The 14,383-nt window shown below is 67.9% G+C and carries 13 protein-coding genes; 3 read left to right on the top strand and 10 right to left on the bottom strand.

Translation table 11 applies throughout. The features are described from left to right. Nucleotides 1-14 precede the first annotated feature (14 nt). Nucleotides 15-566 carry a cupin domain-containing protein gene (locus tag BX604_RS24175; protein ID WP_257146407.1) on the bottom strand — a complete coding sequence of 184 codons (552 nt, stop codon included), beginning with the start codon at nt 564-566 and terminating at the stop codon, nt 15-17. A 383-nt stretch (nt 567-949) separates the two neighbouring features. On the opposite strand from BX604_RS24175, the gene aspA reads away from it, so the two are divergent. Genes aspA through BX604_RS24165 form a run of 3 tightly spaced genes read left to right on the top strand, consistent with a single transcriptional unit; the run spans nt 950 to nt 3,297 of the window. Continuing rightward, nucleotides 950-2,380 carry an aspartate ammonia-lyase gene (aspA, locus tag BX604_RS24170; protein ID WP_098553366.1) on the top strand — a complete coding sequence of 477 codons (1,431 nt, stop codon included), beginning with the start codon at nt 950-952 and terminating at the stop codon, nt 2,378-2,380. A gap of 58 nt (nt 2,381-2,438) precedes the next feature. Next, the gene (locus BX604_RS39095; RefSeq protein ID WP_179894868.1) at nt 2,439-2,684 is read left to right on the top strand and encodes a hypothetical protein; all 246 of its coding nucleotides are present in this window, start codon (nt 2,439-2,441) and stop codon (nt 2,682-2,684) included. Next, on the top strand, nt 2,632-3,297 hold the full coding sequence (locus tag BX604_RS24165) for an HAD family hydrolase (protein ID WP_098553365.1): 666 nt from the start codon (nt 2,632-2,634) through the stop codon (nt 3,295-3,297). Before BX604_RS39095 ends, BX604_RS24165 begins: the two co-directional genes overlap by 53 nt. A 231-nt stretch (nt 3,298-3,528) precedes the next feature. Here BX604_RS24165 and BX604_RS24160 read toward each other — a convergent pair whose 3' ends face one another. From BX604_RS24160 to BX604_RS24120, 9 genes are all read right to left on the bottom strand, one after another. Beyond that, entirely contained in the window at nt 3,529-4,713 is a 1,185-nt protein-coding gene (locus BX604_RS24160) for a M20 aminoacylase family protein (RefSeq protein ID WP_098553364.1), read from the bottom strand. A gap of 60 nt (nt 4,714-4,773) precedes the next feature. Next, a complete protein-coding gene (locus BX604_RS24155; protein WP_098553363.1) occupies nt 4,774-6,243 on the bottom strand; it encodes an aldehyde dehydrogenase family protein in 1,470 nt (489 codons plus the stop codon). A gap of 87 nt (nt 6,244-6,330) precedes the next feature. Then, nucleotides 6,331-7,656 (bottom strand): NAD(P)/FAD-dependent oxidoreductase, encoded by a 1,326-nt coding sequence (locus tag BX604_RS24150; RefSeq protein ID WP_098553362.1) that lies wholly within the window; start codon nt 7,654-7,656, stop codon nt 6,331-6,333. Between the two features lie 2 nt (nt 7,657-7,658). Continuing rightward, the gene (locus tag BX604_RS24145) at nt 7,659-8,393 is read right to left on the bottom strand and encodes a cupin domain-containing protein (protein WP_098553361.1); all 735 of its coding nucleotides are present in this window, start codon (nt 8,391-8,393) and stop codon (nt 7,659-7,661) included. A gap of 82 nt (nt 8,394-8,475) precedes the next feature. Next, the gene (locus BX604_RS24140; RefSeq protein ID WP_098554019.1) at nt 8,476-8,931 is read right to left on the bottom strand and encodes a helix-turn-helix domain-containing protein; all 456 of its coding nucleotides are present in this window, start codon (nt 8,929-8,931) and stop codon (nt 8,476-8,478) included. Between the two features lie 107 nt (nt 8,932-9,038). Further along, entirely contained in the window at nt 9,039-10,316 is a 1,278-nt protein-coding gene (locus BX604_RS24135; RefSeq protein ID WP_098554018.1) for an NAD(P)/FAD-dependent oxidoreductase, read from the bottom strand. Between the two features lie 197 nt (nt 10,317-10,513). Continuing rightward, nucleotides 10,514-12,388: an ABC transporter ATP-binding protein gene (locus BX604_RS24130; RefSeq protein WP_098553360.1), complete on the bottom strand. Its 1,875-nt coding sequence runs from the start codon at nt 12,386-12,388 to the stop codon at nt 10,514-10,516. Beyond that, the gene (locus tag BX604_RS24125; protein ID WP_098553359.1) at nt 12,388-13,347 is read right to left on the bottom strand and encodes an ABC transporter permease; all 960 of its coding nucleotides are present in this window, start codon (nt 13,345-13,347) and stop codon (nt 12,388-12,390) included. The genes BX604_RS24130 and BX604_RS24125 overlap by 1 nt, the downstream gene beginning before the upstream one ends. Nucleotides 13,348-13,377: 30 nt before the next feature. Then, nucleotides 13,378-14,331, bottom strand: a complete 954-nt coding sequence (locus tag BX604_RS24120) for an ABC transporter permease (protein ID WP_098553358.1) — start codon at nt 14,329-14,331, stop codon at nt 13,378-13,380. Nucleotides 14,332-14,383 lie beyond the last annotated feature (52 nt).

Here is a 14,383-nt window from a genome sequence, read left to right as displayed (position 1 = left end):
CGCGGCCGCCGCCGTCACTGCTTGTCCGCAGCCGTCGCGAAGACGGTGCGCGCCTCGATTTCGGCCACGTTCTCCGGACGGTCGAACGGCTCGGGCGCCGCTTCGCCCGGCGCACGCGTGCGGCCGATATCGCGGAAGAAGGTCTCGAGGCCCGACGGCACGAAGAACCAGGCCCAATGCAGGTCGGTATCCCCGTCGTTGATGAACGTGTGCGTGCGCAGCTTGCCAAGGAAGAGCGTCGTGCCTGCGCCCAGCCGGTACTCCTCTCCGTCCAGGATCGCCTTGCCCGATCCCGAGATGAAGTGCAGCACTTCCTCATTGGCATCGTGCGAGTGCTTGCGCACGACACCGCCCGGCGGCAACGTCTGCGTGCCCGCCGAAAACGGCACGTCCATCGGCACGAGGTGCGGCGCGACATGCACCGACGCATGGCCGTTGGCCGGCTTCGGCTGCCAGTAGCTTTCCTCGCCGTCCGGCGTCACGACCATGTACTTGCCGCCCGCACGCGCAGCTTCGTGGACGGCACCCTTGGTTTCCTGCGTATCCGTTGCTGCCGGATGATTCATTTGTCACCTCATCTGAAAGCGGGCTCGCTGGCCAGCCATGCGGCCGCCCTGGAGAAACCCTAGTAAACGATTACATTTTCCAGGCTATTTTTCTAGACATCAGCGCCTGCCTCACCGCTCTGCCACATCCTGATTCAGCCAAATCGACCGCTGAAAGCTCGAACACTGAGCCGATGACTGCATCCTAGCGAGATTCACAAACTATGTAAAGGATTTCATTTTCGCTGATGCTCGGCTATGATTTTGATCAAATCGATCGGCCGGCCCCGATTCGCTGGAAACAGCGTCAGGCCGCCGTTTCGAGGCCCCATGCGTAGCGGGCGACCCGCCCCCTGCCAAGCGGGCGTTACTGAAAAATTTTCATCTTTCGACTGAGGAATGACATGAACGTCTTCGCTGATACCCGTCTCGAGCATGACTTGCTTGGCGACCTCCCGGTTCCGGCCAACGCCTACTACGGCATCCACACGGTGCGCGCGATCGACAACTTTCCGATCAGCGGCGTCACGGTCGGCAGCTACGCCGCACTGGTCCGGGCTCTCGCCGAAATCAAGGGGGCCGCAGCACTGGCCAACGCCGATCTCGGCCTGCTGTCGCGTGACAAGGCCGACTGGATCGTCGATGCGTGCCGGGAAATCCGCGAGGGTGCACTCCACGACCAGTTCCCGATCGACGTGATTCAGGGCGGTGCCGGCACGTCGACGAACATGAACGCGAATGAAGTCATCGCGAATCGCGCGCTGGAGATTGCCGGGCACAATCGCGGCGAATACGCGTTCCTGCATCCGAACGAAGACGTCAACATGAGTCAGAGCACGAACGACGTGTACCCCACGGCGATCAAGCTCGCACTGCAACGGCTCATCGTCGAACTGGTTGCCGCGATGGCGGAACTGCGTGGCGCGTTCGATGCAAAGGCGGAGGCGTTCGCGACCGTGCTGAAAATGGGGCGAACGCAATTGCAGGATGCCGTGCCGATGACGCTCGGGCAGGAATTCGCGTCGTATGCCGTGATGCTCGCCGAGGACGAAGCGCGCCTGACCGAGGCCGCAGCCCTGCTGCGGGAGATCAATCTCGGCGCCACCGCGATCGGGACCGGCATCACCGCGCACCCCGACTATGCGGCCAGCGTGTGCCGGCATCTGAACGCGATCACGGGCCTCGACTTCGTGACCGCCTCGAACCTGATCGAGGCGACCCAGGACGTCGGCGCGTTCGTGCAACTGTCGGGCGTACTGAAGCGCGTCGCCGTGAAGCTGTCGAAAGTCTGCAACGATCTGCGCCTGTTGTCGTCCGGCCCGCGCGCAGGGCTCGGCGAGATCAACCTGCCGCCGCGCCAGGCCGGCTCGAGCATCATGCCCGGCAAGGTCAACCCGGTGATCCCGGAAGTCGTCAACCAGATCGCGTTCGAAGTGATCGGCAACGACATCACGATCACGCTGGCGGCCGAAGGCGGGCAACTTCAGCTGAATGCGTTCGAGCCGATCATCGCGCATAGCCTGTTCAAGAGTCTCGTGCACCTGAAAGCGGGCTGCGAGACGCTGACGCGCCGCTGCGTGGTCGGCATCACCGCGAATCGCGAACACCTGCTCGACGGCGTGCAGCGATCGATCGGCATCGTGACCGCGCTGAACCCGTACATCGGCTATGCAAACGCGACCGAAGTCGCGCGGCTCGCACTCGAATCGGGGCGAAGCGTGTCGGAAATCGTGCTGGAGCGCGGGCTGCTGAGCACCGATGAACTGGCGGCGATCCTGCGCCCCGAAGTGCTGACCGAACCGGCCGCGCAGGTGCGCATTCAGCTCAGGCGCTAACACGAAGACCCATTGGTGACGTGCCGGCGGCACGTCACGCTATTCTGGACGGCCCATCGTGACCGATCGTTTCGCGACCGCATCGTTTTCCTGGTACGGCCTGCTGGCCGGAGCCATCGCGCCCTGCTGCCTCATGATCGCGGGGCTCGGATTGCTCGCCCTGGTCGCAACGACGTTCGGCGCGGTAACGTATTGCGACTTTCGTCGCGGCGATCGACGCGTCGCCCTTTTTAATCCGGCAGGAGTTCAGGTTGCACGACCCCGTGAATACAGAGCACATCAAAGCGATCGCATTCGATTTTGACGGCGTCATCCTGGATTCCGTCCAGTTGAAAGCCGACCTGTTCGTCGAGTGCTACGGCGACCGCGTCGACGCAACCCAAAGGGCCGCGATCCTCGCGTATCAGGCGCTGCACGGCGGGATCGGCCGCGTGGAGAAATTCCGCTACTTCGAACGCGCCGTGTTCGACAGAGAACCGGACGACGCAACCGTGGCAACGCTCGCGAATCAGTACAGCAGCTTGCTGATGGCGCGCATCGGCTCGTGCATGGAACTGCCGGGCGCCCGTGCGTTTCTGGAACGCATGCACGGGAAGCTGTCGTTGCACCTTGTATCGGGAACGGCTCACCGTGATCTCGTCGCGATTACCGCGCAACGCCGGCTCGATCGCTATTTCGAAACCATAGTCGGATCCCCGACCACCAAGATCGACGCGTTTTCCGACGTGGTTCGATTCGGCTCCTGGCTTCCCGGTCAGGTCCTCGCCATCGGCGATTCGATCACCGAGTTGCACGCCGCGGATCACATCGGAATGCCATTCGTCGGCATCGTCGCGCCGGGCGAGCCGAATCCGTTTCCACCTCGCATCGAGGTGTTCGAGGATATGGAAGCGTTGAATCGGGCGTGGTGCCGGTAAGGGCAATGCCGGCCGCGTCCTGACGGGATAGTTGCGCTACCGCCGGCCTTCAGGTCACACGCATGATCTGTCGACCGAGGCAGTGACTGCGAGCCCATTGGCATCTGAAAGTCCATCGCCCGGTGTGCGCATCGGAACCCGCGAAACGCCTCTTCACAGCATCATTTCGAAAGAAGCGCGTGCTCCCGTACATGGAATGGAACGTACGTGAACACACCGGACTACCCCGCGTCACGCGCCCCCGAAGTACCGCAGCGCCAACGCCACCCAATACCGCACCCCCGCCGGAATGATCTCGTCGTTGAAATCGTATTTCGGGTGATGCAGCGCCGGTGCAGCCATACCGGCCGGCGAATTGCCGATCAGCACGTATGCGCCGGGCCGCTCCTCCAGCATGAAGCCGAAATCTTCGGACGTCATGTTCGGCGGCACGTCGCGGTGCAGGCGTTCGTCGCCGAACGCATCGTGAATCACCGCTTCGCAGAATGCCGTCTCCGCCGGCGTATTGACCGTCGCGGGGTAATACTGAAAGAACTCGACGTCGACCTGCGCGCCATACGCATGCGCCAGCGCCTCGCACGTGCGCTGGACGTCGTGCTGCAGTTGCTGCTGCAATGCCGACGACAGCGTGCGGATCGTGCCGCGCAGCTCGGCGCTGTCCGGAATGACGTTGTCCGTGGTTCCCGCATGGAACATGCACACGGAAATGACGGCCGGATCGACGGGATCCTTGTGCCGTGCGGCGATGGTCTGGCATTGCAGCACCATCGAGCAGGCGAGCGGCACGGGGTCGATGCCCAGATGCGGCTGCGCCGCATGCGCGCCCTTGCCGGTTACCGTGATACTGAACCGGGAGCCCGCAGCCATGATCGGGCCAGTGCGCAAGCCGAAATGCCCGGCGGGCAAACCGGGCCAGTTGTGCATGCCGAACACGGCTTCCGTCGGATACTGCTCGAACAGCCCGTCGTCGATCATCTTGCGCGCGCCCGCGCCGCCCTCTTCGCCGGGCTGGAACACGAAATGGACCGAGCCGGGCAACTGCGGCAAGTCCTTCAGGATGCGCGCGGCCCCGAGCAACATGACGGTGTGGCCGTCGTGCCCGCACGCATGCATGATCCCGTGCGTGCACGACGCATGCGCGAAGTCGTTCGCTTCGTGGATCGGCAGCGCATCGAGATCCGCGCGCAGCACGATTCCCCGGGCCGGATCCGCCCCGGGCAGGCTCGCGACGACGCCCGTGCCGCCCAGCCCGCGCGACACCGCGTAGCCAAGTGCTTCGAGCTCGCGCGCCACGACGTCCGCCGTCCGGTGTTCCTCGAATCGCAGCTCCGGATGCGCATGCAGATCGCGACGCAACGTCGCCCAGTGCGCACGATGCGCTTCGAGCAACGTGTCGGGGATGATGGGGTTGTCCAATCTCGGTACCTTTGCAAAACAAACCGGTTCAAACCGCGACGATAGCCGCAGTGCGCTGCATCAATCGTAGAAGCCCACGATCGACTTGACCTCCATGTACTCCTCCATGCCCTCGATCCCGTACTCGCGACCGTTGCCCGACTGCTTGTATCCGCCGAACGGGGCCTGCGGGTCCCATGCCGGGTAGTTCAGATGCACCTGGCCCGACCGGATGCGTGCCGCCACCGCGCGCACGCGTTCCTTGTCGGTGCCCTGCACGTGCGCACCCAGCCCGTAGACCGTGTCGTTCGCGATCGCGACGGCCTCGTCGACGGTATCGTAAGGGAGGATCGCGAGGACCGGACCGAAGATCTCCTGCTGCGCAATCGTCATGTCGGTGCGCACATCGGAAAAAATCGTCGGCCGCGCATAAAAGCCGCGGTCGCAACCGGCCGGCCGTCCGGGCCCGCCGGCGATGAGTTTCGCGCGTTCGTCGACGCCCGCGTCGATCATCTGCGCGACCCGGCCGAACTGCGCGCGATTGGCGAGCGGCCCGTGCGTCGTCGCGTCGGAAAACGGATCGCCGACGACGATCTGCTCCATCGCCGCGACGGCCAGCGCCTCGACGCTGCGCAGCATGGCGCGCGGGACGATCATCCGGGTCGGCGCGCTGCACGACTGGCCCATGTTCCGGAACGCGGCGGCTACGCCCGGCGCGATCGCGCGCGCCAGGTCCGCATCGGGCAGCACGAGGTTTGGCGACTTTCCGCCGAGCTCCTGCGCGACGCGCTTGACGGTCGGCGCGGCCGCCTGCGCCACGAGCACGCCCGCACGCGTCGACCCGGTGATCGACACCATGTCGACCTCCGGATGGCACGACAGCGCGGCGCCCACCGCGTCACCGCTGCCGCTCACCAGATTGAACACGCCGGCCGGCACGCCCGCGTCGGCGATCACTTCCGCGAACAGCAGCGCGCTGAGCGGCGACAGCTCGCTGGGCTTGAGCACCACGGTGCACCCAGCGGCAAGCGCCGGCCCGACTTTCGCGGTGATCTGATAGATCGGCCAGTTCCACGGCGTGATCAGCGCGCACACGCCGATCGGCTCGCGGACGACCGCGGTCGTTCCGCGCCGGGACACGAACGGGTAGCTGGCGAGATTGTCGCGCGCGACGCGAATATGTTCGGCCGCGAGCGGCACGTGGGCGCTGCGCGCATAGCCGAGCGGCGCGCCCATTTCCATCGCGAGCGCCGTGGCGAACAGTTCGGCGCGCGCCAGGATCAGCCCATGCACGCGGTCGAGCAGCGCGGCACGCTCGTGCGGCGCGGTCGCCGCCCAGCGCTCGAACGCGCGGCGCGCGGCCTGCACCGCGCGATCGGCATCGCGTGCGCTCCCGAGCGGAATCTCGCACAACGTCTCTTCGGTCGACGGGCTGACGACCGCGAACCGGTCGCCGCCGTCGGGCGCGACCCAGTCGCCGTCGATGAAGAACCGGTCGAGCCTGCCGGCCTGCTTCAGGCGATGAAGCAGTGAACTGACGGATGAATGCATTGCAGGATGTCCTTGAGTCGATACCAAGCGTGCGCTTCGGATCGAAGCGCATCGTTCGGGCGCCGCAACCACGGTCGCGGCCGCACATCAAAAATCGGCGACCTTGCCCCACGCGGATTCGGCGAAACGGCCGGGCCGATACGGCACCGGATCGACCAGCGGCGGCGCGCCGGTGGCGAGATCGGCGATCAAGTGCCCGGCGCCCGGGCCGATCCCGAAGCCGTGCCCGGAAAAGCCCGCCGCGAGAATCAGCCCCGGCACGCCCGGCACTTCGCCGATGCCCGGCACGCCGTCCGGCGTGCTGTCGACGAACCCGGCCCACGCGTGCGTGATCGTGGCTTCGCGCAGCTCGGGCAGCAGTTCGACCGCCCGGCGATACGTTTCGTTGACCGCCGACATGTCGGGCTTCGGATCGAGAATGCGGACCGCCTCCATCGGCGTCGGCGCATCGAGGCGCCAGCGCTTCAGCGTTTCGTGGCCGCCGCGCACCCCTTCGAGGCCGCCCGGCATCAGATTGCGCCAGCGCTTCGCGAACATCGGCACGAACTGCGGCGCGAAGCGCAGGAACTGCGGCGTCAGGTCGACGCGCGCGCGGCCGCTGATCGCCAGCGCGTAGCGGCCGTCGCTGCGGCGGGTCACGGACACGCCGGAGGTATACAGCGCGTCCGGCAGCGGCTGGGCGACGGGCGACACGCTCAGGATCGACTGGCGGACCGACGCCTGCGGGAAGCGGATGTCGAGCTGGCGGCAGAACGACGACGCCCACGCGCCACCGGCGAGCACGACCGTTTTGGTCTTGATGACGCCGGCTTCCGTGACGACGCCGCTCACGCGCCCGCCCGCGAGTTCGATCCCGCGCGCCGCGCAGTGCTGGTGGACGCTGCCGCCCAGCTTCATCAGCGCGGCGGCCACGGCCGGCGCGGCCTTGCCCGGATCCGCCGTGCCGTCGGTCGGCGAAAACACGCCGCCTTTCCACGACCGGCCCGTGACGTGCCCGCGCTCGCCGGCCTGCTTGCTGTCGAGCATGTAGGTCGTCACGCCGGCCGTCTTCGCGAATTCGCCCCAACTGGCCCAGCGCGACAGCTCGTCCTCGTCATTGCTGAGATACAGCAGCCCGCAGCGGTGAAAGCCCGTGTCTTCGCCCGATTCGACGGCGAATCGCTCCCACAGATCGATGCTCTTGCTTGCCATCGGCAACTCGCGCGCATCGCGGTTCTGCTGCCGGCACCAGCCCCAGTTGCGGCTCGACTGCTCGGCGCCGATGCGGCCCTTCTCGACCAGCGCGACCGACACGCCGCGCCGGGCGAGGTAGTAAGCGGTGAAGACGCCGATGATGCCGCCGCCGATCACGACGACGTCGGCCGTCGCCGGCAGCGTGGGCGAGGTTTCGATATGGCGCAGCGGAGGGGACATGGTCAGTCTCGTTCGGTTGATGCGGTGACGTTTTGCACGACGTAGAACTTCGCCACGCGTTCGCTGCTTTCCCATCCGATCGATGCGCCGCGCGGCACGAACAGCGCGTCGCCGGCGCCGAGCGACAGCACGCTGCCGTCGGGTGCGGCGAAGCGCACGCCGCCGTCCAGCAGGAACATGAATTCGTTCACGCGATGCGGGCGGACGATCCGGTGGTAAGGCGTCGAATCCCACGTGCCCGCGCAGTACCCGGCGCCGTCGTCGACAAACACGTTGTCGCTGCGGCACTGCGGCGCGGGGCCGAGCAGCACGTCCGCGGGCAGCGTCGACGACGGCTTGAAGTCGGCGTCGGCGCGCAGCGGAAAGAGGCCCTGCTTCGTCGGTTGCGCGCACGCGGCCGCGCAGAACGTCAGCAGCACGGGCGACGCCGCGCTGACGCGCAGCGCCGTGCCGCTGCCGATCGCGACGCCCTCGCCGGGCCGCAGCACCCACGGAGCGGCGCCGGCTGCCTCGAGCGTCAGCTCGCCTGCGACGACGACCAGGGTTTCGATGTGCGGATACGCCGCGATGTCGAGCGCGCCGGCGAAGCGGATGCGCCCGGCGGCCATCGCATCGGGCCCGTCCCACGCCACCTCCCGATGAAGCGCGAACGGATCGTTCTCGCCGAACGCCTGTTCGCGGAACGCGGTAGTGGAAGGCGTGCCGTCGGCACGATGCAACACGAAAACTGCGGTCATTTCTGCTCCTGTGCAATGCGCGGCGACCGGACTGAAAACCGTCGCGCGATATCGGAAACCTCTCGGGCGCGCACGCTCGCGCCTACGCGGCGTGACACGACGCCGCGCGATGTTCGGTACGTGTGCGTGTGGACGATGTTCGCGCCGGCGTGCCGCCCGGTCGCGCGATCATGTAGTCGCGCGGCGTGATCCCGAGCACCCGCCGGAAATGCCGGCACAGATGGCTCTGATCGAAAAACCCGACGTCGGTCGCGACGACCGACGGCGCGAGCCCGGCGCGCAACAGGTCTTGCGCGCGCCGCACCCGCACGAGGCACAGATACCGATGCGGCGACAGGCCGGTTTCGCTGCGAAAACGCGCGGTGAAACGCGACACGCTCAACCCGGCCACCGCCGCGAGCGTATCGAGATTCAGCGGCTGCGCGAACGAAGCGTCGATCGTGCGCAGCACGTCGCCGATCGCCGCCGATACGGGCCGCGCGCCACGCGCTGCGCGTGGCGTCGCGCCTTCGGCCGAATCGTGCAACGGGTCGAGCATGCCGGCCGTCCTCATGCCGCCGCCTTCAAGATTGCGGCCGGCACGGCGACGCCCGTGGACGAACAAACGAAATGCGCTTTCATGTCGAGTCCTCTGCGGCGCCCGCTTCAGTGCAGGAAATCCTGCACCCGGTAGTACGCGCCGACGAACGGCAGGAACCACGCGTGCCCGAAATGGCCGGGTATCGCCGGCCAGTCGAGCTCGCGCCACGGATTCGAGGCCGCCGCGCCATACAGCACGTCGGCCATCACGCGGCCCATGTGCACCGACATCTGCACGCCGTGGCCGCTGTAGCCCATCGAGTAATAAAGCCCTTCGTGCTGGCCCGCGCGCGGCAGCCGGTCGGCGGTGATGTCCACCAGCCCGCCCCAGCAGTAGTCGAACCGCACGTTGGCCAGTTCGGGGAAATAGCCGGCCATGCCGGCGCGCAGGACGTCGCCGCTTTTCGCGTCGGAGCGCGGGCTCGACATCGCGAAACGCGCGCGGCCGCCGAACAGCAGCCGGTTGTCGGGCGTCACGCGAAAGTAGTTGCCGATCTGGCGCGACGTCACGTACGCACGGTGATGCGGGAACAACCGGTTCAACTGCGCGGCGGGCAGCGGCTCGGTGACGACGATGAAGCTGCCGACCGGCGCGATGCGCCGCCGGAACCACGCGAACGGGCCGTGCTGCGACGCGCCGGTCGCGACCAGCACGCGATCGGCGACGATCGTGCCGCGCGTGCAGGTGATCGTGTGGCGCTCGCCGTCCAGCCGCTCCAGCTGCGTGACGGCCGCCTGCTCGTAGACGCGCGCGCCGGCGCGCACGGCCGCCTGCGCCAGCCCAACGCCGAACTTGCCCATGTGCATCTGCGCGCCGTTGCGCTGCAGGAGGCCGCCATAGAAACCGTCGGACGCGATTTCGTCGCGGATCCGCGATGGCTCGATCAGTTCGATGTCCGGATCGACCTCGCGCCGCAATGCGTCGAACGTCTTCGCGAGCCCCGCGAAATGCTGCGGCTTCGCGGCGAGCTTGAGCTTGCCCGCACGCCGGAAGTCGCAGTCGATCGCGTGCTCGGTGACGATGGTCTCGACGCTCTTCACCGCGCTCTCGTACGCGCGATAGAACTGCTTCGCCTGTTCGGGGCCGATCCGCGCGGCAAGCGATGCGTAGTCCTGCGCGACGCCCGTGTTGCACTGGCCGCCGTTGCGTCCGGACGCTTCGCTCGCGACCTGCGCGGCTTCGAGCACGACCACCGACACGCCGCGCTGCGCGAGCGCGAGCGCCGCCGACAGGCCGGTAAAGCCGCCGCCGATCACGACCACGTCGGCACGCCCTTCGACGGGGCCCTCGCAGCCGGCGCGAAACGCGGGGCGGGTATCCAGCCAGTACGATTCGAATTTCATCGGATTCTTCTCTTGCCTTCCGGCGACGACGATCGGCGACCGTTCAATGGGAATCATTTAATCACCGTCAAAAACCGCAGTTGCCGCGTATTCGCGCACGGCACGCGCACAAATCGCCGTTTTGCACGCGCGCCGCAGCAGACTCTGCGGCGCGCCGGCCGCCGCGACACGCGCGAGGCCGGCCGGCGCATTGCGCGCTACAGCCGCACCGGATGAACCGGTACGACGCCGGCCTGCACCGGCTCCGCCTGGAAGCGCACGAGGTCTTCCTCGCTGCGATGGCACAGCACCTGCGCGCCGTTTTCGAGCGTGCGCAACGCGGGGGCCGTCCGGTTGCATACGCCGTCCACCCGCATCGCGCAGCGCGAGAGGAACGGGCACAGCTCGGCGTCGTCCGCGCTCGCGCCGATCGGCACCAGCGGCCGGTGGCAGCGCTCGGCGGCGCCGTCGAGCCAGCCCGCGTGCAGCTCGGGCGCGGACGACACGAGCAGGTGCGAATACGGGTGGTACGGCGGCGCGCACAGCGCGTCGCGGCTGCCGGTTTCGACGCGGCGGCCCGCGTACAGCACGACGATGTCGTCGCTGATCGCGCGCACCTTCGCGATGTCGTGCGTGATGAATATGTACGACACGCCGAGCTTCGCCTGCAGGTCGCGCAGCAGATCCATGATCGCGGCGCCAACCACCGTATCGAGCGCCGACGTGACTTCGTCGCACAGGATCAGGTCGGGTTCGGCCGCGAGCGCGCGCGCGAGGTTCACGCGCTGCTTCTGCCCGCCGGACAGCTCGCCGGTACGCCGCCCGGCCACCGCCTGCGGCAGCCGCACGAGCTCGAGCAGCTCCGCGACGCGCTGCCGCGCACGCGCGCCCTTGATCCCGTGATAGAACGCCAGCGGCCGGGCCAGCGTGCGCTCGACGGTATGCACCGGATTGAGCGCGGTATCGGCGTTCTGGAACACGATCTGCACGCGGCGGTGCTGCTCCTTGGTGCGCTTGACGATGTCGCGCGCGAGCGGCTCGCCGTCGAGCAGGATCTCGCCGCCCGTCGCCGGCACGAGGCCCGCGATCACCTTCGCGAGCGTCGTCTTGCCGGAGCCCGATTCGCCGATCACGCCGACCGTCTGCCCGCGCCCGATGCGCAGGTCCACTTCGTGCAGGATCACTTTCGCGGGCCAGCCTTTCGCGGTGCGGCCGCCGTACCCGGCGATCGCGCCGCGCACGTCGAGCAGCGGCGCCGGTGCGGCAGGCGCCGGCTTCGCGTCGCGTTCGGCCTCGCTCGGCGTGACCGCCGCGATCAGGCTCTGCGTGTACGGATGCGCCGGCGCATGCAGGATCTGTTCGGTATCGCCCGCCTCGCGGATCACGCCGTCGCTCAGCACGACGATCCGGTCGGCCATCTGCGCGACCACCGCCAGATCGTGCGACACGTACACCGCGCTCATCCCGTAACGCCGGATCACGCTCTTGAACGCCTGCAGCACGTCGATCTGCGTGGTCACATCGAGCGCGGTGGTCGGCTCGTCGAGGATCACGAGCTCCGGATCGGTGATCAGCGCCATCGCGGCCATCAGGCGCTGCAACTGCCCGCCCGACACCTGGTGCGGATAGCGCTTGCCGATCGTCTCCGGCTCGGGCAGCGCCAGCGCGCGAAACAGCTCGACGGCCTTGGCCTGCGCGTCGCGCTTCGTCAGCGTCTTGTGAATCAGCGCGCTCTCGATCACCTGATCGAGAATCGTGCGCGACGGGTTGAACGAGGCCGCGGCGCTCTGCGCGATGTATGCGACCTTGCGGCCGCGCAGCGCGGTCAACGCGGACGCGGGCAGCGTGCAGACGTCCGTGCCGCCGAGCTTCACCGAGCCGCCGGCGATCCGGCAGCCGGCGCGCGCATGGCCCATCAGCGACAGCGCGATCGTCGTCTTGCCGGAGCCGGACTCGCCGATCAGCGCGAGCACTTCGCCGCGCCGGATGTCGAAGTCGACGCCGTGGACGATCGTCGTTTCCTCGCCGCCCGGCCGGCCGCCGACCACGCGCAGCCCGCGCACCTCGACGAGCGGGTTCGATTCGTGTTGCATCAGTGTCCTCCGGCGGCGCCGGCCGCGCCCTTGCGGCGGCCGCGATGCGGCAGGCCGTCGATCATCAGGTTGACGCCCACCGTCAGGATCGCGATCGCGACCGCGGGCATGATCGCGACGGCCGAGCCGTCGCCGAGGCTCGCGATGTTCTCGCGCACGAGCGAGCCGAGATCCGCGTAAGGCGGCTGCACGCCCAGCCCGAGAAAGCTGAGGCCGCTCAGCAGCAGCACGACAAACGTGAACCGCAGGCCGGTATCCGCGAGCATCGGATGGATCATGTTCGGCAGCATCTCGACGCAGGCGATGTACAGCGCGCCTTCGCCGCGCGCCTTCGCCACCTGCACGAATTCGAGCGTGCTGATGTTGACCGCCAGCGCGCGCGCGATCCGGTACGAGCCCGGCATGTAGCTGACCGCGGCCGTCAGGACCAGCAGCGGCAGCGACGAGCCGAACGCGGCGACGAACATCAGCGCGAACATCTTCGACGGAATCGATGTGAGCGCATCGAGCAGCCGGCTCATCGTCTCGTCGACCGCGCGGCCCGACACCGTGGCGAGCAGCCCGAGCGTCGTGCCGGTCACCGCGGCGAGCAGCACGGCCGCGAGCGCGAGCAGCACGGTCAGCCGCGTGCCGTACAGGATGCGGCTCAGCATGTCGCGGCCGAGGAAGTCGGAGCCGAACGGCAGCTTGCCGCCGAACGGCGCGAACACGTCCTGCGTGACGATCGCGCCGACGTCGTGCGGCGCGAGCAGCGGCGCGAACACGGCGATGAACAGCATCAGGCCGACCATCGCCAGGCCGACACGGCCGCCGGCCGTGAGTTTCACGCGCGCGGCGCGGCGCTTGCGCGGCTGTTCGGGGGCCGGCGCGGCGGGCGGCGTTGCGCCGCCCCACGGGGGTTGCTGATCGCCTGACGGCGGCAGCGCACTGCTGCGTTGTACGGGTTCGGACGGGTGCATGGGGGGCATCTCGTAAGGAAGACGGGGCGCTCAGGTCCGCAGTCTCGGGTTCGACACGATCGAGCACAGGTCGGCTAGCAGCACGAGCATCAGGTAGGCGACGCAGAAGATCAGCGTGCACGCCTGGACCAGCGGGAAATCGCGGTTGCTGACGGCATCGACCATCAGGCTCGCCAGGCCCGGATAGTTGAAGATCGTCTCGACGACGATCACGCCGCCGAGCAGATACGACAGGCTCAGCGCGATCGCATTGGCGATCGGGCCGATCGCGTTCGGCAACGCATGGCGCAGCACGACGCGCGCGGGACTCGCGCCCTTCAGCACGGCCATCTCGACATACGATGCGCTCAACTGCTCGATCACCGCGGCGCGTGTCATGCGGGCCATCTGCGCGATCACGACCGCGCACAGCGTCAGCACCGGCATCGCATACGCGCGCAGGAAATCGTGCAGGCTGTCGATCGGGCCGCCGTACGACAGCGCGGACAGCCAGCGCAGCTTCACCGCGAACACGAGCACGGCGACCGTCGCGATCAGGAATTCCGGCGTCGCGACGAGCGACAGCGTGCCAAGGCTGATCACGCGGTCGACCACCGACTCGCGCTTGACGGCCGCGAGGATGCCGAGCAGCAGCGCGATCGGCACCGACACGGCGGTCGTGATCGCCGCGAGCGTGAGCGATTTCGGCAGGCGTGTGCCGATCATCTCGGACACCGGCATGTCGCCGGACAGTGACCGGCCGAAATCGCCGTGCAGCAGCCCGACGAGCCAGTGCGCGTAACGCACGTGCGCCGGCATGTCGAGACCGAACTGCTGGCGCAGCGCGGCGACCGTCTCCGGCGTCGCCGACTGGCCGAGGGCGGCCTGCGCGGCGTCGCCCGGCAGCAGATTCGTGATGGTGAAGATGATCGCGGACACGATCAGCAACGTCAGCGCGGTGACCGCGATGCGTCGGCCGATCAGGCCGATGAGAATTCGGTTCATGAAGCGACACTCCCGGAAAGGCCGCGCGCGGCCGGCGCGGTGGTTCGCACCG

The sequence above is a fragment of the Burkholderia sp. JKS000303 genome (genome assembly GCF_002563755.1).
Classification (GTDB): Bacteria; Pseudomonadota; Gammaproteobacteria; order Burkholderiales; family Burkholderiaceae; genus Burkholderia; species Burkholderia anthina_B.
Note: the sequence above shows the minus strand (reverse complement) of the source record. Positions and strands in the feature narration are given on the sequence as shown.

What these genes read in the sequence shown, in the direction of transcription:
- BX604_RS24145 (WP_098553361.1), bottom strand. Translation starts at nt 8,393, where the DNA reads ATGACCGCAGTTTTCGTGTTGCATCGTGCCGACGGCACGCCTTCCACT.
- BX604_RS24135 (WP_098554018.1), bottom strand. Translation starts at nt 10,316, where the DNA reads ATGAAATTCGAATCGTACTGGCTGGATACCCGCCCCGCGTTTCGCGCC.
- BX604_RS24130 (WP_098553360.1), bottom strand. Translation starts at nt 12,388, where the DNA reads ATGCAACACGAATCGAACCCGCTCGTCGAGGTGCGCGGGCTGCGCGTG.
- BX604_RS24120 (WP_098553358.1), bottom strand. Translation starts at nt 14,331, where the DNA reads ATGAACCGAATTCTCATCGGCCTGATCGGCCGACGCATCGCGGTCACC.
- BX604_RS24125 (WP_098553359.1), bottom strand. Translation starts at nt 13,347, where the DNA reads ATGCACCCGTCCGAACCCGTACAACGCAGCAGTGCGCTGCCGCCGTCA.
- BX604_RS24140 (WP_098554019.1), bottom strand. Translation starts at nt 8,931, where the DNA reads ATGCTCGACCCGTTGCACGATTCGGCCGAAGGCGCGACGCCACGCGCA.
- BX604_RS24175 (WP_257146407.1), bottom strand. Translation starts at nt 566, where the DNA reads ATGAATCATCCGGCAGCAACGGATACGCAGGAAACCAAGGGTGCCGTC.
- BX604_RS24150 (WP_098553362.1), bottom strand. Translation starts at nt 7,656, where the DNA reads ATGTCCCCTCCGCTGCGCCATATCGAAACCTCGCCCACGCTGCCGGCG.
- BX604_RS24155 (WP_098553363.1), bottom strand. Translation starts at nt 6,243, where the DNA reads ATGCATTCATCCGTCAGTTCACTGCTTCATCGCCTGAAGCAGGCCGGC.
- aspA (WP_098553366.1), top strand. Translation starts at nt 950, where the DNA reads ATGAACGTCTTCGCTGATACCCGTCTCGAGCATGACTTGCTTGGCGAC.